The following is a 17,951-nucleotide window of genomic DNA, read 5'->3' on the forward strand; positions in this document are numbered from 1 at the left end:
AGTCTCCTTAATTGCAAAGCATTTTGCGGTTTTGTAAATGCTTTCGTAATCTAACTTCGGTTCCTCGACCTGGCTGTGAATGAACCTCTACCTCATCCATGAAATTTTCCATGATAGTAAAACCCATTCCGGATCGCTCTAAATCCGGCTTTGTTGTAAATAATGGCTGACGAGCTTCTTCCACATCTACAATTCCCAATCCTACATCTTTAATTGTTAGATCAATTAAACTATCTTCGATGATTACTTGAATATAGACAATTCCATTAGGATCATTCTCATATCCGTGAATAATCGCATTGGTCACTGCTTCTGATACAACTGTTTTAATTTCAGTCAATTCATCCATATTAGGGTCTAACTGGGCGATAAATGCGGCCACGGTTACTCGAGCAAATGACTCATTTTGACTTAGTGCACTGAATTGAAGATTCATTTCGTTCTTCATTCAGGCCACCCCCAATCTTTGCAATGCAAATTCTTCTGTCGGTTCCATTTTGATGATTTTAAATAAACCTGACATATCGAATAACCTTTGTATCGCTGGGGAAATCGCACATACCACCATTTCACCGTGGACCTGTTTAATTTGTTTGTATCTGCCTAAGATTACGCCTAATCCAGAGCTGTCCATAAAAGCGAGATGTTCCAGATTTAAGACAATATGACGAATTTCATTTTTTTCAATCACAGTTATCGCTTTTTCGCGAAGTTCATCCGCGGTGTGATGGTCCAATTCACCGCTTAAACGAATGCATAGAACGTCATGTTTTGTTTCCATATCAATATTAAGACTCACTATCCCGTCCTCCTTAATCTGGTATAGTGAGACAATTCTCTTTCGGGCTGTTAATATCCTTCTGTAAATACAAAACTAGTCGCATTTCGCTAAAAGAAGTGATTTATTTGGAAGATTCGACACAGCCGAGGTTCTTCCGCTTTTCTTATTTACCAGCCTTTGTGAACATTCCAAATGATCGTTTATATAGCGTCCACCAACCAGCTTCTTTTACGGTTCCCTTTGCTAATAAAGGACTTTCTACAAAGACTTTTCCGTCTTTTATTAATTGAATGGTTCCAATCTTATCGCCTTTATTGATGGGAGCTTGGAGATTTTTATTTATTGTTATTTTTTGTTTGACATCCTCGGTTTTTTCACCTTTTTTTGTAAGCAGTGAAATTGGCTCGCTTGTTACAGCCTCGATCGACTTCTCCTGTCCTTTACTCAATCTAGCTTTGGCTATTATCTGGTTACGTTTGTACATTGGATGTGTTTGATATTGGTTAAAAGCATAATTAAGCATTTTTGTTACTTGGGCATTTCTTTCCTTTGATGTAGGTGCTCCGAACACAACCGCAATGACACGCATCCCATTCTTTTGAGCTGTGGCTGTTAAGCAGTATTTTGCTTCCGCAGTAAAGCCTGTTTTAAGTCCGTCTACACCTGGGTAAAATCGTACCAATTTATTCGTATTAACAAGCCAGAATTTTTTGTCTGTATTTTCACGAAGATATGCTTCATACATACCAGTAAATTTCGTAATGTCTTCATATTTTAATAGTTCTTTCGCCATTATAGCCATATCATTCGCCGTGCTGAAATGACCACTAACTGGAAGTCCCGTTGTATTTTTAAAGAAAGTATGCTTTAAACCAAGTTCTTTCACTTTGTTATTCATCATGTCAACAAATGCTTCTTCTGACCCAGCAATTCTTTCAGCCATAGCCACAGATGCATCATTTCCAGAACCAATTGCAATTCCTCTTAGCATTTCCTTGGTGGTCATTTCTTCGCCAGGTTCAAGAAAAATTTGTGAACCACCCATTGATGCTGCATACTCACTAGCACGGATTTTTTCATTCCAAGATAGTTTCCCTTTATCAACGGCTTCCATGATTAACAGCATAGTCATAATTTTGGTCATACTCGCCGGCGGTAACTCTTCATTCCCGTTTTTCTCATAAAGCACTTTTCCTGTATCACGTTCAATTAAAATAGCGGATTTTACATTGTTGACGATATCAGCATTCTTTTTTTCCTCAGCAGCAAATGCTGATGTACTCCATAAACTTGTAAGTAAAAAAATTGTCACTATCAAAGAGACAAATCGTTTCATTCGCATAACCCTCCATTCTTTATAGCATCCATTTTTTCCAAAATTAATAACTTTATACAGTTATTTCCTTGTAAACAAAATAAAAATAGGGTGTCAGGCACCATGTGAATTGAAGTGACACCCGTCAAGTAGACAGTGGAAATAAATAAATGACACTAAGCGGCTTGAGCCCTGTATTCTAAGGGGCTTAGGCCGTTTAGTTTTTTTTGTAATCGTTCATAATTATAAAATTTTATGTACTCCTCAATGTCTTTCTTCAGCTCTTCAAAGGTGCTGTACTTGTTCAGATAATACTTTTCACTTTTCAATGTTCCCCAAAAAGCTTCCATTGGTCCATTATCGATACACCTTCCGACCCTCGACATACTCTGAACCAGCTCTGCCTTATCAATTTTCCTTTTAAAAGTAGGGGAAGTGTATTGAAATCCTCGATCACTATGGAGGATAGGTTTTGCTCCTGGGTTAGTTTCCAAAGCTAAATCGAGGGTTTTAAATACCAATGGATTATTATTTGAATTGCCTAATACATAACTGACAATGGATCCATCGTACAAATCTAAAATCGCACTTAAATAAGCTTTTTGTGAGACTCCATACTTCAATTCAGTTACATCTGTTAACCATTTTTCATTTTGCTTCTCTGCGTGGAACTCTCTGTTCAAGATGTTCTCAGCTACATGTTGTGGAGTGCTTGGCTTATACTTTTTCCTTTTGCGTCTAATAACGGATTGTATTCCAGCTATTCTCATTAATCGATACACTCGTTTATGATTAATGGACTTTGGTAAGGTACGATTTAGGTTCATCGTAATGCGGCGGTATCCATATATACCGTCCACTTTCTTATATAGACGTTTTATCTCCTCCAGGATTTCCTCATTCATCTTTTCATTCTCAGGAGGGGTGCGATTAAGCCATTTATAATAAGAAGAGCGTTGAATTCTCGCAATTTCACATAATAGCACAATGGAGAATTTCTCTTTCTCATGAAGTTCTTGAATAGCTGTATATTTATCGGCCAAACGGACCTGGCTTATCTCTTTAACCGCCTCCTTTCGAGTTCCTCCAACTTTTTTAAGAATGCATTCTCCGCCCGAAGGCGTTCATTTTCCTGCTCTAACCGCTTCATTTCGCGCTGTATTTTCTCTTCAGGGGTTAACTCTGATTCCGTTTTACGCTTCCCCCTCTTATCTTCTAGACCGTCCGGTCCTTCCTTCTCAAACTTCTTTATCCATTGATACACCTGTTGATAGGAAACATTAAAGTGATCAGATGTTTGTTGATAGTTTTTCCCGTTCTGTATGCAATACATAACAATCTCAAATCGTTCCTCTAATGTCGTGGATCGGCCTTTAATCATAGAGTTCTTCTCCCTTTTCGTCTCTTCTATTTCTCTATGATCATTATAAATCCTAATCCATCCTTGTAACACTGAACGACTTGATATTTCATACTTACGTACAATCTCAACTTGAGAGAATTGACCCGAAAGAAAGTCATTAACCGCAGCTGTTTTTACTTTCTTCGAATACCGCTTCCATTCCCCCGAACCCTGAAGCCATTCAGTTCCATATGTCTGAAATTGATAAATCCAATCATTCAGAGTTCTAGAAGATATGTGGTGTTGTTTACAAAAGTCTGAAACTGAGATTTTTCTGTTTTCATAAGCCGTTATTATCTCAAATTTTTCTTGTGATGAATATTTCCCCATAGAAAAAGCCCCCAAAAAAGTAAACAGATTTTTATTATTTCATCTGTCTACTTTATCGGGAGCATATCAAATTTTTCACATGGTGCCTGACACCCTTTAGAGTTGATTTATTCGGTTATTTCCCCATGTATGAGGATTGGTGAGTCTATTTTTGTCGCGGAAATTTTTATGTTGTTATAAAGTTTGGTTTTTACTTCTTCGACATTTTCGAAATTGCTGTAAATGGTTACTAAGGATTCACCTTTCTTCACTTGGTCACCGATTTTCTTTCTTAGGACGAGGCCCACAGCTAAATCAATGACAGATTCCTTAGTTGCTCTTCCTGCGCCAAGAATCATCGCAGCTGTTCCGACTTCATCTGCCACGATTTCAGATACATAGCCATCCTCTTTGGCTTCCAATTCAATCATATACTTTGCTTGCGGCATTTTTGATGGATCATCCACAACGGACGCATCCCCGCCTTGTGAACTTAAAAATACTTTTAATTTTTCAAGCGCTGAACCGTCTTTGATTACACCTTCAAGCTTGGTCCGGGCATCTGCTAATGAGTCCGCCTTTTCTGCTAAGTAAACCATATGGCTGCCAAGAGTTAAACATAATTCTGTTAAATCCTCAGGGCCTTCACCTTTTAATGTATCAATCGCTTCCTTTACTTCAAGGGCATTCCCAATCGCAAAACCCAGCGGTTGGCTCATGTCAGAAATAACAGCCATTGTTCTTCTGCCGACATTATTTCCAATTCGCACCATTGCTTTTGCAAGTTCGCGAGAATCATCAAGTGTTTTCATAAATGCACCTGCACCGGTTTTAACATCAAGAACGATAGCATCAGCACCAGCAGCAATCTTTTTACTCATGATTGAACTTGCGATTAGTGGAATACTATCGACAGTGGCTGTCACATCTCTCAATGCATAAAGTTTCTTGTCTGCAGGCGTTAAATTTCCACTTTGTCCAATTACAGCAATCTTGTTTTTATTAACAAGCTCGATAAATTCTTCATTTTTAATTTCAACATGGAAGCCTTCTACCGCTTCTAATTTATCGATTGTTCCCCCAGTATGTCCTAAGCCGCGCCCTGACATCTTTGCAACAGGTACATCAAGTGCAGCAACAAGCGGACCAAGAACTAGAGTTGTTGTATCACCCACACCGCCGGTAGAGTGTTTGTCAACTTTAATTCCAGCGATTTGTGATAAATCAATTTGGTCACCTGATTCAACCATCGACATAGTCAAATCGGCTCTTTCCTGTTCAGTCATCCCTTTAAAAAAGATAGCCATAGTTAAGGCGCTGACTTGGTAATCTGGTATTGATCCGTCGGTATATCCATTAATTATAAATTTAATTTCATCTGATGATAATTCTTGTCCATCTCTTTTTTTCTCTATTAAGTCAACCATTCTCATCTAAATCACCACTTTTTCGAAAAATATTTACCTAGCAATTGTTTTCACAATCTCTTTTATATACTGAAGGAAGTCAGCTTTTACTCTTTCTGTTGTTTCAATCACTTCATCATGGGTAAGCGGCTGGTCAAGAATACCTGCTGCCATGTTTGAAATACATGAAATACCAAGTACCTTCATGCCACTGTGACGCGCTACAATTACCTCTGGGACAGTAGACATTCCGACTGCATCTCCACCCATGGTCCGTACCATTCTAATTTCAGCAGGAGTTTCATACACAGGTCCAGGATTACCAAAGTAAACTCCTTCTTTAACATTTATGTTTAGACGGCTAGCAATCTCTCTTGCAGCAACTCGTAATTCTTTCGTATATGCCTCTGACATATCAGGGAATCGTACCCCAAGTTTCGAATCATTTGGTCCAATTAACGGATTTGTGCCCATATTATTAATATGATCTGAAATAATCATTAAATCACCTGCAGAAAAGCTTTCATTAACTCCGCCTGCAGCATTGGTCACGATTAACATGTCCACGCCTAACTCTTTCATAACGCGAACAGGGAAGGTTACTTTTTCCATACTATATCCTTCATAGAAATGGAAACGTCCTTGCATGGCGACAACTTCTACACCGCTTAATAGTCCAAACACTAGTTGACCAGCATGGCCCTCCACAGTTGAAATAGGGAAGTCAGGGATTTCATTGTAAGGAATTTTTACTGGGTTCTCAATTTCGTCCGCTAAAACACCAAGTCCTGAACCTAGAATTAATCCTACCTTAGGTGTATTTGCATATTTCTGTTTTAAAAAGCTTGAAGCATTTTGAATTTTTTCAGTGTTCATACTTAATTCCCCTTTTTATTTCAATTCATTTAAAAAGCTTTTTCCGTAATTAGGTAATTTGACATTAAAGTTGTCTGCAACAGTTGCGCCGAGGTCAGCAAACGTTTCTCTTAGTGGGAGTTCCTTACCTTCAGTCATACCCTTGGAGTAAACTAATAAAGGCACATATTCACGTGTATGGTCTGTACCTGGTGCTACTGGGTCATTACCGTGATCGGCTGTAATCATTAATAAATCGTCTTCTTTCAACTTGGCAAACACTTCCGGGAGACGTGCATCATATTCTTCCAAAGCTTTTCCATAGCCCTCAGGGTCCCGGCGATGGCCATATAAAGCATCAAAATCAACTAGATTTAAAAAACTGATTCCAGTAAAATCCATTTCCAAGGTTTCAACAAGCTTATCCATACCATCCATATTAGAAACCGTTCTTAGGGATTGAGTCACGCCTTCGCCATCATAGATATCGGATATTTTTCCAATGGCAATAACATCGAAGCCGCTATCTTTTAATTCACTCATCACCGTCCGATCAAATGGTTTTAGCGCGTAATCGTGCCGGTTCGAGGTACGTTTAAAGTTACCTGGTTCACCTAAGAAAGGGCGTGCGATAACGCGTCCAACCATATACCTTTCATCAAGCGTTAATTCACGAGCAATTTTACAAATTTTGTATTGCTCTTCAATTGGAATAATTTCCTCATGTGCAGCAATCTGAAGAACTGAATCAGCGGATGTATAGACAATTAATGCCCCTGTCTTCATATGTTCTTCACCCAACTCATCGAGTATTTCTGTTCCGCTTGCCGGCTTATTCCCAATAATTTTCCTTCCGGTACGCTTTTCTAATTCCGAGAGAAGCTCATCTGGAAAACCCTCTGGGAACACTTGGAAAGGTGTTTGAATATTTAAACCCATAATTTCCCAGTGCCCTGTCATGGTATCTTTACCATTGGATGCTTCCATCATTTTTGTATAAAACGCCAAGGGTTTATCTGCTTTTTCAATACCTTTTATTTCTCGAATATTACTTAATCCTAACTTGCCCATATTTGGCATATTAAGACCGTTCATTCTTTCGGCAATATGACCAAAAGTATCAGCGCCTTTGTCACCAAACTTTTCTGCATCCGGTGCTTCTCCAATCCCCACCGAGTCCATCACGATAATAAAAATACGTTTATATGTATTTGCAGCCATTAATTCTTCCTCCTTCATCCGTCGAAAACGTTTGCAAATATTAAAATCCTACAAATAGGTTGCCCTCATTATATAGGTTTATGAAAAACTAATATAAATCTATTTGTCAGAAGTCTGACATCTCTATTGTACTAAATGTTTCAGAAATTACAAGAAAAAAAGCCGCCAAAATTTAGGCAGCTTTTTGACAATTTATGTTTTTTTAGATTCTCCTACTCTATTAAGCTCGTGGATGAAATTTACTATATACGTCTTTTATCTTTGTTTTCGAAACCTGTGTATATATTTGAGTGGTCGAGATATCTGCATGACCTAACATTTCTTGGACAGCTCGTAAATCCGCCCCATTTTCTATCAAATGTGTGGCAAACGAATGACGAAGGGTATGTGGGGTAAGTTCCTTATGAAGACCTGCTTCTTTTGTAAGCTTTTTTAAAATCTTCCAAAACCCTTGACGCGTTAACCTTCTCCCTTGATGGTTTAAAAACAAAGCATGTTCCTGATGCTTTGTCGATACAAAACGTGGTCTTCCTTCTTCGAGATAATGCTTTATTGCCTCAGAGGCAGTTCGTCCAATTGGGACGATTCTCTCTTTATTCCCATTACAACGCACAAATCCCATTGATAGCTGAACATTATCAATCTCAAGACCTATTAGTTCACTAACTCGGATACCTGTTGCATATAACAGTTCAAGCATCGCCTTATCCCTTATTCCAAAATGATCAAGTGGTTGTGGTGTCTCCAGCAGGACTTCTACTTCCTTCAGACTTAATACAGTTGGAAGGGACCTTTCAAGCCTCGGTGTTTCAATTTGAACGGAAGGATCTTGGTCTGTTTCCTTTGCCCTTAATAAGAACTGATGAAATGCCCTTACGGAAGCGATGTGTCTTGCCAAGGTTTTCAGTGATTTTCCTTGTTCCTTTAAAAATCTTAAAAAGTGAATGATGTGGACCCGTTGTATATCATTTAAAGTCATGACCGATTCCACATTTTTCAAATAATGAAGATAGCTTTTTAAATCCCGCTCATATGCCACAATAGTATTATTGGATAAACCTTTTTCAACGATTAAGTAATGCATAAAATCCTTTAATTGCTCGTCCATCGCATTTACTCCCCATTTAAATAAAACAACATCAGCCGATCGAACAAAGAAGAATTATCCTCATTTACTGCGTTCGAAACCTTGAGAGAAGCTCCTTCCGGTTCATCATAGCGATGATAATTTTGATATTCTTCATTTACCAACATGATACCATAATAGAAAAGAATCGTGCATCCTGTGAATATAATAAAAACTTTTAAGGTTTTCAGTACAGCTTTAATAAATTGGCCCATTCTACTTCCCCCAATTTTAAGGTTGTCTAGTAAAATGTATGCCAAAACGGACAATTTTTATACCTAGTCATTGGTATTAAAGGAGAAAAGAAAAAAGCCCTTTTCAAAGAGCTTCATTGGTTAATCCGTTTTTTCTTCATCTTTCACTTTATCCTGGCATCGGTAACAAATTCCATGAAAAGTAAGACGATGGTCTTTTATTTTAAAATTCCATTTACGTTCCACGACTGCTTCGACATCTTCAAGTAAATCCTCTTGAATTTCATCAACGGCACCGCATTCAATACAAACTAGATGGTGATGAAAATGGGCTGCACCTTCCTGCCTGAGGTCATAACGAGAAACCCCATCCCCAAAATTTATTTTATCAACAATTTTTAATTCCGTTAATAATTCCAACGTTCGATAAACAGTTGCTAAACCAATTTCAGGCGACTTTTCTTTTACGAGGAGGTATACATCTTCTGCACTTAAATGATCCTCTTCATTTTCTAATAAAACACGAACGGTTGCCTCACGCTGAGGTGTTAGTTTATAACTTGCGGAATGCAACTGTTTTTTTATTCTCTCAATTCTAGTTTCCATCCTGAAGTCCCTCCCTCGCCACTGTTAATTCTCATTATAACAGATGGCAATTGAGAATCAAAATAAAATTATTATAAATAACAATAAACAATTATTAGTAATAATTATTATAAAATAATCACTTTAAACTAGTAGACGTTACAATGGTTTTCATTAACCATGGCGAAAGATAGGCCTCGATCCCGGATGCAGCAGATATAAATATCACTGCTACAATCAAGGCAAAAATATATCTCTTAAAAAAAGGAAGGATTGGCTGGGCATATTTTTTCATAAATTGTTTTTTTATCATTCGGAGTGAGAAAATTACTGATAATGCTGCCATCAATATAAAGACGGGAATGATAATCAAATTCTGCGGTAATATGGAAACAAAGGCTAGCATAAACCCTTGCCATCCCATTTGACTGACTAGGAAACCAACGGTAAATCCCACTACCATTCCTTTAATAAATAATAGAATGAGAATAACCGGCAGACCAATGATTGAAATACCTAGAATCCACATGAGCCCAATAAACTTACTATTATGGAATAAACTTTGTAAGAATAAATCACTGTCTTCGGCATCTTTTCCACTTGAGACTTGGCCAAAAAATTGGGATAAATAGTAGAATAAATCTTCCTTCTGGGTAATGCTCATACTATTTACGACAATGGCCCCAAAGATGACTCCCATCAAAAATAAGACGACAATAAACAAAAATATTGAGGAATGCTCACGGAAATAACTAGCGGCATCGGACTGGTACAATCGTTTTTTCATTTGCGTTTCCTCCCACTATTCTCGATTCAGTTAATACATTGTATGCCAGTCTAGTATTTCTATGCTCAAAAATTAATAGATTTCAGAAATTAACCCCGATGGCTTTTGCTACCGGGGTTGCTTTACTTAATCTGAAATTTTTCCGTATTTCCCGCCGCCGCCAGCTGCTAGATTTACTTTCCCCTCTCTAGCCTTCAGGATCAGTTCAGCAATTCTTTCAGGGACGACCTCTTTCAAACCATCATATGGAACATCATGTAAAATCGCCATTTCACTCCCAAAATGATCGACCAGCTTCTCAAGTAAGCGCGGTCCTAAGCCAGGGATGAATTCAAGCGGGACCTGATGAATATAGGGAGGACGATCTTCTGGCCCTTGTTCAGCTGTTTTCAGTTCAAGGATTCTGTCAGCTACACCTTTAATAATCTTGGTATTTCCACATTGGCTGCATATTTGATCGTCATCTGCTGCAGGATTGAGGCACTCTGCACAAACTGTCTTATGATATTTACCAAGCAACGGATCAAGACCATAGTTTGCGATAATTTTACGTCCATCTTCCTTCTTTAATGCTTTCTGCAATTCTAAAAATGTTGGTTCCTTCATCGCGATAACTTGGTATTCTCGAGCTATTTTTGCAAGGGAATGGGCATCAGAATTGGTTACAAAAGTATAATCATGCAACTCTTTAATTTGATCAGCCATATTCGTGTCGGAACTTAATCCAAGTTCAATCGCATCAATCAAATCTGGGTCCAATACCTCAGTTAATGACTGATTGACACCTTTCCCATATAAGCTCTTAAAAGGCGTAAATACATGAGCAGGAATAAATATTCCACCTAACTCTTTCACCTTCTTTTGCAAAGTGAGGCCCGAGGCATAAATCCTTTGAGAGCTTAGTTGAATATTTTTCAAGTGACCTGAAAGCCATGTGGAGAATTCCCTCATGACAGAAAGATTCGGAAAGTAGCTCAATAGATGGATTGGACCATTGCATTGCTCATCGTAAATTTCTAATTCCGAACCAGGGATTACCGTTAAATCACCAAATATTAAGCCCCCGTCTGGATGCTCGACTACATCTCCACTTTCAATAAGACTCTCCATTTCGAGAATGACTTCAGGTGAATGACTATCGATGATTCCCACCATATTAAGCCCTTTCTCATGTCGTGCGTGTTCAATGATATTCGTAAACGTTAATGACTTGGCCCCAGTGATTTTTACCGGCTTTCCGGTCCAGGTCCGGCCAATATGAATATGTAAATCTACATAGTAGCGATTCATTTACTCTTCAAAGCCTCTTGTAACTGTAAATACTGTACAGCGAAAATCGTTTTGGCATCATAGATCTTTTGCTCATTCACATATTGAACGGCCTTTTCAAGGGTTAATTCCTCAAGATTCACAAACTCGTCTTCGTCGAGTGCGGCTGCATTTTCTTTCTTAGTCAGACCTGTTGCTACATAGACATGTACGATTTCATCGGCGAATCCTGGGGAGGTGTAAAAAGAGGTGAGCCACTCTAAACTCTTACACTCATAACCTGTCTCTTCTTCCAGTTCACGGCGCGCACAAAGGGCTGGTTCTTCGCCCTTTTCCAACTTTCCAGCAGGAATTTCGACAATGGTCCGTTCCAGTGCTTTTCTGTATTGCTCCACCATAAGGACTTTTTTGTCATCAGTCAGCGCTAAAATAGCGACAGCACCGGGATGTTTAACAATCTCCCGCTTGGATTGTTTCCCGTTCGGAAGTTCGACATCCTGTAAGTGAACACTGATTATTTTTCCAGAGTAAATCTCTTCGCTCTGGAGCGTTTTTTCTTCAAGATTGTTCATATGGGTCACTCCTGTTCTATTCCTATTATCTGCTCATACATTTTACCATACTTTAATTGGAGGGTATGAGATGAAGGTGTACGTTCACGAAAAGGGAATCATTCTTGTTGGAAAGGGGTGGGAAATAGTTCAGAAACTAAAAGAATATAACAAAGATCATCACACCGTTTCCGAATGGGTTGAAAAGGTCAATCAAAAATAATGCCTTTCGATTGTAGTCTGTCCTTTTCTTTATTAAAATTGTAAAAAAAGGACAGGTGATTTTTTGAAAAAGAGAAAACTTGGAAATTCAGATTTGTATGTAACAGAATTAGGGCTTGGCTGTATGTCAATTGGTACCGAAGAGAAAACGGCACGAAATATTATTGAGACCGCACTTGAGGAAGGTATTAATTATTATGATACGGCTGATTTATATGATTTTGGTGAAAACGAAAGAATTGTCGGAGCTGCATTAAAGGATGTACGTGAAAATGTGATTATTGCCACCAAGGTTGGAAACCGCTGGAATCAGGATAAGAAAGGATGGTCATGGGATCCATCGAAGTCATATATAAAGGAAGAAGTCAAACAAAGTCTTAAACGACTAGGCACGGACTATATCGATCTCTATCAGCTGCATGGCGGTACAATTGATGATCCTATTGAGGAAACGATCGAAGCATTCGAAGAATTAAAAGCAGAAGGCTTTATCCGTTATTACGGGATTTCATCGATCCGCCCCAATGTCATTAGGGAATATGTGAAAAAGTCGAGTCTCGTTTCCGTGATGATGCAATATAGTATCCTAGACCGCCGTCCTGAAGAAGAAGCACTTCCATTACTGCAAGAGTTTGGTGTAAGCGTTGTAAGCCGCGGCCCGCTTGCCAAAGGCCTTTTAAGTGATAAAATGCTGGAGAAAGCAACCGATAAGGGGTATCAAGACTATAGCTTAACCGAGCTGAATGAAGTTTTGCCAATCCTAAAGGAAAGACTAGCGGACTCACGCTCCTTTACAGAGATCGCCCTTCAGTATAATCTCGCTAATCCTGTTGTTGCTTCTGTTATTGCCGGGGCTAGCAGTCCAGAGCAAATTAGAAATAATGCGAAAGCAGTTAGAAGTCAAGCACTTTCTGCTGAAGAAGTTTCTCTCATTAAAGAATTAACGAAAGTAAGTATCTATAAAGAACATCGTTAAAGGAGAGCGTTTATCCGCTCTCCTTTTTATCATCTTTATTTAAACTCTTTCCAATTCATGCCGCTTTCATTTAATAGTTCTTCAAATGATTTGTTTTTTTCTTTTAATCTTCTTTCTTCCCGTTTTCTTTGCTCTTCTTCTTCTTTTCTTTTTTCTTCTGCTGCTTTCAGCTGTTCCTGTTGATCTTTTAATTGTTTAAATAAATTTGGATTGATCATATCGCCAAGCGTGACCGCTGAATCATCCTTTTTGGGTTTCGATTGATTTTTTTGTCTGTTTTGCTTTTTCATCAAAACGCCTCCGTTGTCAAAATTCATTTATATTATATCATGTCATCAAAAATGCCCACAGGAAAAAGCAGGCTTTATTTTCTTGCAGCCTGCTATTCTATATTATTGGCTCTTTTAATTAGTCTGTTGATTCCCACTCCAGGCGGCTTCGCTCCAATCAACAGAGTGGCTATCTCAATAAGATTCAATTTTCACATTTTCGTCCACTGATAGTGCGGCTTCTGTAGAATTGACGACTTCCTCAATTGTAAACCCTTTTGCTACTTCCACCAACTTAAGACCAGCGTCCGTCACATCCATGACTGCGCGCTCGGTGATAATCCGATTGACTACCCCTTTACCTGTAAGAGGAAGCGTGCACTCTTTCAATATTTTTGATTCACCTTTTTTATTAACATGCTCCATGATTACAATTATTTTTTGAGCTCCATGGACAAGATCCATCGCCCCGCCCATGCCCTTAATCATTTTTCCTGGGATCATCCAATTCGCTAAATCACCCGTTTCGGATACTTCCATTCCACCAAGGATCGCCAAATTGACATGGCCGCCACGTATCATCGCAAACGATTCGGCACTATCGAAATAGGCGGCACCACTTATCGCCGTAACTGTCTCTTTACCAGCATTGATTAAATCAGGATCCACCTCGTCCGCACCTGGATATGGCCCGATGCCAAGAAGACCATTTTCAGACTGCAAGACCACTTGTTTATTAGCTGACATATAATTGGCAACCAGGGTTGGCATACCAATGCCTAGGTTTACATAAAAACCATTTTCAATTTCCTTCTCTGCCCTGATTGCAATTCTCTCTCTGACAGAGACTTTTTCATCCGCCATTGTACTCTCTCCCTTCCCCAAAACTATTTGCTCACTGTCAATCTCTCGATTCGTTTTTCCTGTGTTCCTTCAATGATTGTTTGCACATAGATGCTTGGAGTATGAATAAAATTAGCATCTAATTCACCAATTTCATAAAGCGCTTCCACTTCTGCAATCGTTACTTTCCCAGCCGCCGCAATCATCGGGTTAAAATTCCGTGCCGTTTTGTGGTAAACAAGATTTCCCATTTTGTCACCCTTCCAAGCCCTCACAAGACTAAAATCGGCCGTTAGTGCCTCTTCTAGCAGGTATTCTCTTCCGTTAAAAATCTTCGTTTCTTTCCCCTCTGCAACCGGAGTTCCTACTCCAGCAGGTGTATAAAATGCTGGAATCCCAGCCCCGCCTGCCCTGATTTTTTCAGCGAGTGTGCCTTGAGGCGTTAATTCTACCTCTAGTTCACCAGTTAAAACCTGTCTCTCAAACTCTTTATTTTCACCTACATAGGATCCAATCATCTTTTTGATTTGTTTATTATTTAGGAGCAACCCTAACCCCCACTCATCAATCCCACAGTTATTTGAAATGACCGTTAAATCCTTCACGCCTTTTTCTGCTAAGGCCAGAATCAGATTTTCCGGTATTCCGCACAACCCAAATCCACCAACCATCAGGGTAGCCCCATCATGAATATCGGCAACTGCCTCCTGGAAGGATGTACAAATTTTCTTCATCCAGTTTTCCCTCCTTCATCCATCCTTTTTTCCTTTATTATTTCTAGTAAAATACGAAAAAGTCCTTTTATTTTGTCAAAATTTCTATTATTCTTGCTTTTTTGAAATTAACACCACTACAATGAAAGTATGATTATCGGAGGTGGAAAATGAATGCTAAATTTACCTAAAAAGGTCACGATCATCGAGGTAGGTCCTCGTGACGGGCTGCAAAATGAAAAGTTATTTGTACCCACTGATATAAAAAAACAATTTATCAATGGATTAAGAACTGCTGGTCTTCAGGAAATGGAACTCACGTCGTTTGTATCACCGAAATGGGTGCCTCAAATGAACGATGCCGCTGAAATAGCAGCCGACTGCCTTGATGCTGATTCCAGAGATATTGTTCTAGCACCGAACCGTAGAGGGATTGACAGGGTATACTCTACCAATTGTCAAGCTGTTGCTGTATTTGTGGGCGTCAGCAATAGCTTTAATCTTAAAAATATTAATAAAACAACAAAGGACAGTATGACAGAACTTGTACCGATCATTTCTGAATTAAAGGAGAAGAATTATTTTGTCCGGGCCTGCATTTCTACCTCCTTTTATTGTCCTTATGAGGGAAAAATCAATGAAAGTGATACGATAAAGCTTTGCCAAGAATTTGTTGATGCAGGTGTCGATGAATTAAGCGTCGCCGATACCATCGGGATGGCAACTCCTGATGAGTGCTTTGCTTTGTTTTCCCAATTGAACAGTCTTTTTCCTCATACACTTTTAACTGCCCATTATCATGATACACGAAAGCTTGCCCTTGCGAACATTTATGCCTCTCTCCAGGCAGGAATTGACCGATTCGATACCTCTGCCGGCGGGCTTGGCGGTTGTCCATTTGCACCTGGTGCCTCTGGAAATGTAGCAACAGAGGACGTGGTTTATATGCTTGAACGGATGGGAATTGATACAGGGGTTGATTTGAATAAATTGATTGATGCGATTGAAGTCATTCGCCCTCATCTCTCCCGGCAAATTGAAAGCGGATACTATCGCCTGCATGCGCAAACTGTCTAAATTAACTTTCAGTGAATAATCATTCTACTACTAATGCATCTTATTAATTGAGACTAGCTTGAAGGGAGACTGATTATTTTGAGCCAAAAACGCGATAAGGGTTCCAGTCAAAAAGGAAAAAACTATGCGGAGACTGCTGGTGGAGGACAGCGAGTGATGGCTGCTGAAGAAGTCGAAAAAGCAATCCACCCTACCAAAAGACAAAACGCTGAGCAATAAATTATTTTGGTCAACTCAGGAAGCCGCTCGTTAGTGCCAGCGGCTTTTTTTATGCTAAAATTAAAACTGTTAATTTATGGGCGCTTGGAGATTACTTTTTTCATACCTTATATTAAAAAACACAGGAGGTGCCATTGGTGAAGAAGACATTCCGAACCTTGATTGCCTTGTTGTTATTCTGGTTATCTCTCGGTTTGTATTTTACAAACCGCCTTATGTATATGAAAAAGAAGGATGAGGATTTAATTTTAAGACGTGAAAAAGAGGCTGGCAGATATAATCCTGAGGAATTTGAATCCTTGCCGAAGCGGGAAATAGATATCCCTTCCCCTTTTGGTTATATGATTAAAGCTCTGCTCGTTGAACCGCATCAGACCAATCGTTATATCATTATCTCTCATGGTGTAACCGAAACAAAAGTTAATTCGATTAAATACGCTAATCTGTTTTTAGCGCGGGGGTTTAATACATTAATTTATGACCATCGCCGCCACGGGGAATCCGGGGGCAAAACCACTAGCTTTGGTCATTATGAAAAATTTGATTTAAAAACTGTTGTCGATTGGCTCAAAAAAGAAAAAGGCTCTCAGCTGGAACTGGGAATTCATGGCGAATCGATGGGGGCCGCTACCATGCTTCTCTATGCTGGGCTTCTTGAGGACGGTGCTGATTTTTATATTGCTGATTGTCCATTTTCGGATTTTAAGGAGCAGCTTGCCTATCTCATTAAAAAGGATTTTAAGCTCATCCCTAGCCTTTTATTGCCGCTTGGTGATGCACTTTTACGTCTGCGGGATAAATATTCGATTCGAAATGTATCACCGATTTCGGTCATCGAAAATATCAAACATCCGATTTTGTTTATTCACAGCCAAAAGGATGATTTTATTCTTCCGACCATGTCAAAGGATTTGTTCGAACATAAAAAAGGGCCTAAAATGCTCTATTTAGCAGCTAATGGCCGCCACGCTCAGTCCTTTAACGAAAACCGGGCTGATTATGAACGGGTAATTGATGAATTTTTACAAAAGTATGTTGATCATCCCTTACCAAGCTAAAAACAGACTGTCCAAAATGGATCAGTCTGTTTTTTCTTTGATTAGTAAGCTCATATGACCATTAAGGATCTGCTGTGGACTCTTTAGTTGAAAGCAATTGGCCGCATTAGAAAAATCAATTTTCATTTGCTCATCAAAAAAAACTATTTTTGATTTTTCCACATACACCGTTCGATCATTTGTTTCAATCGCAATATCATCTGAATCTAGATTCGGGACAAACCACAATGCCACTACCCCATTAACCGCACAACCACAGCCGTCGGTATCATATTTTAGCTTTAAGTAGCCTTCTCGACCATGAACTCTTTGATTTATTTTTTCAGCTGCCGCTGCCGTTATATTGATTTCCACGTTGATTACCCCCTCTGTTTAGCATATGGTGATTGTACCACATGTTACGTGAGGTTGACTCAACTTTGCTCATAGTTAAGTCTCCGTCATCCGAATGTCAGCAATGGCATCCATCGGAATCCGGTGCACCTCTTCAAAGCGGTCCAATACATGAAGCCTTTGAGTTAGTTCATCCCAGTAATGGATTTTGCCAATCACGATTTCATAGTTCCGATTTCGGTAATGGGTAATTGTTACGTACTGATTATACTCAATCGCTTCAGATAAAATCTCGTTCATGAGTTCCATCTGCTGTTCATCCATCTCTCGTTTCTGTTCATACCGATCCTCCTTCACCCAATCCCTGAGTAATTTCACATGCTCAGGAAGCATCATCGACGTCCATTTGATTCTTCCGCGGTCACGAATCATACGCCTCT

23 protein-coding genes are annotated in these 17,951 nt (G+C 39.2%); 5 read left to right on the forward strand and 18 right to left on the reverse strand.

The window, feature by feature from the left end; translation table 11 throughout:
• Nucleotides 1–7: 7 nt before the first annotated feature.
• From spoIIAB to AC4QJR_RS20025, 13 genes are all read right to left on the reverse strand, one after another.
• Nucleotides 8–448 (reverse strand): anti-sigma F factor, encoded by a 441-nt coding sequence (gene spoIIAB, locus AC4QJR_RS19965; RefSeq protein ID WP_026563989.1) that lies wholly within the window; start codon nucleotides 446–448, stop codon nucleotides 8–10.
• A complete protein-coding gene (gene spoIIAA, locus AC4QJR_RS19970; RefSeq protein ID WP_026563990.1) occupies nucleotides 449–799 on the reverse strand; it encodes an anti-sigma F factor antagonist in 351 nt (116 codons plus the stop codon). It abuts the gene before it with no gap.
• A 145-nt stretch (nucleotides 800–944) separates the two neighbouring features.
• The gene (locus AC4QJR_RS19975; RefSeq protein WP_251457054.1) at nucleotides 945–2,117 is read right to left on the reverse strand and encodes a D-alanyl-D-alanine carboxypeptidase family protein; all 1,173 of its coding nucleotides are present in this window, start codon (nucleotides 2,115–2,117) and stop codon (nucleotides 945–947) included.
• 155 nt (nucleotides 2,118–2,272) lie between these two features.
• A protein-coding gene (locus tag AC4QJR_RS19980) for an IS3 family transposase (protein WP_496523681.1) occupies nucleotides 2,273–3,828 on the reverse strand; the annotation gives its coding sequence in 2 pieces (ribosomal slippage) (nucleotides 2,273–3,183 and nucleotides 3,183–3,828; 1,557 coding nt in all).
• Nucleotides 3,829–3,935: 107 nt separating this feature from the next.
• Nucleotides 3,936–5,240: a pyrimidine-nucleoside phosphorylase gene (locus AC4QJR_RS19985; RefSeq protein WP_496523963.1), complete on the reverse strand. Its 1,305-nt coding sequence runs from the start codon at nucleotides 5,238–5,240 to the stop codon at nucleotides 3,936–3,938.
• 27 nt (nucleotides 5,241–5,267) lie between these two features.
• Nucleotides 5,268–6,089, reverse strand: coding sequence for a purine-nucleoside phosphorylase (locus tag AC4QJR_RS19990; protein ID WP_098574866.1), 822 nt, complete (start codon nucleotides 6,087–6,089; stop codon nucleotides 5,268–5,270).
• A 15-nt stretch (nucleotides 6,090–6,104) separates the two neighbouring features.
• The gene (deoB, locus tag AC4QJR_RS19995) at nucleotides 6,105–7,289 is read right to left on the reverse strand and encodes a phosphopentomutase (protein ID WP_496523964.1); all 1,185 of its coding nucleotides are present in this window, start codon (nucleotides 7,287–7,289) and stop codon (nucleotides 6,105–6,107) included.
• Between the two features lie 220 nt (nucleotides 7,290–7,509).
• The gene (gene xerD, locus AC4QJR_RS20000; RefSeq protein ID WP_496523965.1) at nucleotides 7,510–8,397 is read right to left on the reverse strand and encodes a site-specific tyrosine recombinase XerD; all 888 of its coding nucleotides are present in this window, start codon (nucleotides 8,395–8,397) and stop codon (nucleotides 7,510–7,512) included.
• A gap of 5 nt (nucleotides 8,398–8,402) precedes the next feature.
• Nucleotides 8,403–8,630, reverse strand: coding sequence for a YqzK family protein (locus tag AC4QJR_RS20005; RefSeq protein ID WP_098574869.1), 228 nt, complete (start codon nucleotides 8,628–8,630; stop codon nucleotides 8,403–8,405).
• Nucleotides 8,631–8,750: 120 nt separating this feature from the next.
• A complete protein-coding gene (fur, locus tag AC4QJR_RS20010) occupies nucleotides 8,751–9,215 on the reverse strand; it encodes a ferric iron uptake transcriptional regulator (RefSeq protein WP_098574870.1) in 465 nt (154 codons plus the stop codon).
• A gap of 118 nt (nucleotides 9,216–9,333) precedes the next feature.
• On the reverse strand, nucleotides 9,334–9,981 hold the full coding sequence (gene spoIIM / locus AC4QJR_RS20015; protein WP_496523966.1) for a stage II sporulation protein M: 648 nt from the start codon (nucleotides 9,979–9,981) through the stop codon (nucleotides 9,334–9,336).
• Between the two features lie 126 nt (nucleotides 9,982–10,107).
• Complete coding sequence (locus tag AC4QJR_RS20020) at nucleotides 10,108–11,271, reverse strand: endonuclease Q family protein (RefSeq protein WP_496523967.1); 1,164 nt, start codon at nucleotides 11,269–11,271, stop codon at nucleotides 10,108–10,110.
• A complete protein-coding gene (locus tag AC4QJR_RS20025; RefSeq protein ID WP_496523968.1) occupies nucleotides 11,268–11,822 on the reverse strand; it encodes an NUDIX hydrolase in 555 nt (184 codons plus the stop codon). Before AC4QJR_RS20025 ends, AC4QJR_RS20020 begins: the two co-directional genes overlap by 4 nt.
• Before the next feature lie 70 nt (nucleotides 11,823–11,892).
• Here AC4QJR_RS20025 and mciZ point away from each other — a divergent pair, with 70 nt between their 5' ends.
• Together mciZ and AC4QJR_RS20035 are read left to right on the forward strand one after the other, a co-directional pair.
• Nucleotides 11,893–12,024 (forward strand): Z-ring formation inhibitor MciZ, encoded by a 132-nt coding sequence (mciZ, locus tag AC4QJR_RS20030; RefSeq protein WP_496523969.1) that lies wholly within the window; start codon nucleotides 11,893–11,895, stop codon nucleotides 12,022–12,024.
• Nucleotides 12,025–12,087: 63 nt separating this feature from the next.
• On the forward strand, nucleotides 12,088–12,999 hold the full coding sequence (locus AC4QJR_RS20035) for an aldo/keto reductase (RefSeq protein ID WP_496523970.1): 912 nt from the start codon (nucleotides 12,088–12,090) through the stop codon (nucleotides 12,997–12,999).
• 35 nt (nucleotides 13,000–13,034) lie between these two features.
• On the opposite strand, the gene AC4QJR_RS20040 is transcribed toward AC4QJR_RS20035, so the two are convergent.
• The 3 genes from AC4QJR_RS20040 to AC4QJR_RS20050 all read right to left on the reverse strand — a co-directional run bounded on the left by AC4QJR_RS20040 (nucleotide 13,035) and on the right by AC4QJR_RS20050 (nucleotide 14,845).
• Entirely contained in the window at nucleotides 13,035–13,289 is a 255-nt protein-coding gene (locus tag AC4QJR_RS20040; protein WP_251457084.1) for a YqkE family protein, read from the reverse strand.
• Between the two features lie 174 nt (nucleotides 13,290–13,463).
• On the reverse strand, nucleotides 13,464–14,132 hold the full coding sequence (locus tag AC4QJR_RS20045) for a 3-oxoacid CoA-transferase subunit B (RefSeq protein ID WP_496523971.1): 669 nt from the start codon (nucleotides 14,130–14,132) through the stop codon (nucleotides 13,464–13,466).
• A 23-nt stretch (nucleotides 14,133–14,155) separates the two neighbouring features.
• On the reverse strand, nucleotides 14,156–14,845 hold the full coding sequence (locus AC4QJR_RS20050) for a CoA transferase subunit A (protein WP_144547582.1): 690 nt from the start codon (nucleotides 14,843–14,845) through the stop codon (nucleotides 14,156–14,158).
• Between the two features lie 153 nt (nucleotides 14,846–14,998).
• Here AC4QJR_RS20050 and AC4QJR_RS20055 point away from each other — a divergent pair, with 153 nt between their 5' ends.
• From AC4QJR_RS20055 to AC4QJR_RS20065, 3 genes are all read left to right on the forward strand, one after another.
• Nucleotides 14,999–15,901, forward strand: coding sequence for a hydroxymethylglutaryl-CoA lyase (locus AC4QJR_RS20055; RefSeq protein ID WP_496523972.1), 903 nt, complete (start codon nucleotides 14,999–15,001; stop codon nucleotides 15,899–15,901).
• A 78-nt stretch (nucleotides 15,902–15,979) separates the two neighbouring features.
• Nucleotides 15,980–16,120: a hypothetical protein gene (locus tag AC4QJR_RS20060; protein WP_180230143.1), complete on the forward strand. Its 141-nt coding sequence runs from the start codon at nucleotides 15,980–15,982 to the stop codon at nucleotides 16,118–16,120.
• A 137-nt stretch (nucleotides 16,121–16,257) separates the two neighbouring features.
• Nucleotides 16,258–17,178 (forward strand): alpha/beta hydrolase, encoded by a 921-nt coding sequence (locus AC4QJR_RS20065; RefSeq protein ID WP_496523973.1) that lies wholly within the window; start codon nucleotides 16,258–16,260, stop codon nucleotides 17,176–17,178.
• A gap of 21 nt (nucleotides 17,179–17,199) precedes the next feature.
• Here AC4QJR_RS20065 and AC4QJR_RS20070 read toward each other — a convergent pair whose 3' ends face one another.
• Nucleotides 17,200–17,532 (reverse strand): iron-sulfur cluster biosynthesis family protein, encoded by a 333-nt coding sequence (locus AC4QJR_RS20070; RefSeq protein ID WP_496523974.1) that lies wholly within the window; start codon nucleotides 17,530–17,532, stop codon nucleotides 17,200–17,202.
• 75 nt (nucleotides 17,533–17,607) lie between these two features.
• On the reverse strand, nucleotides 17,608–17,943 hold the full coding sequence (locus tag AC4QJR_RS20075) for a YolD-like family protein (protein WP_496523975.1): 336 nt from the start codon (nucleotides 17,941–17,943) through the stop codon (nucleotides 17,608–17,610).
• Nucleotides 17,944–17,951 lie beyond the last annotated feature (8 nt).

This window comes from Neobacillus sp. BP17, from assembly GCF_059579525.1.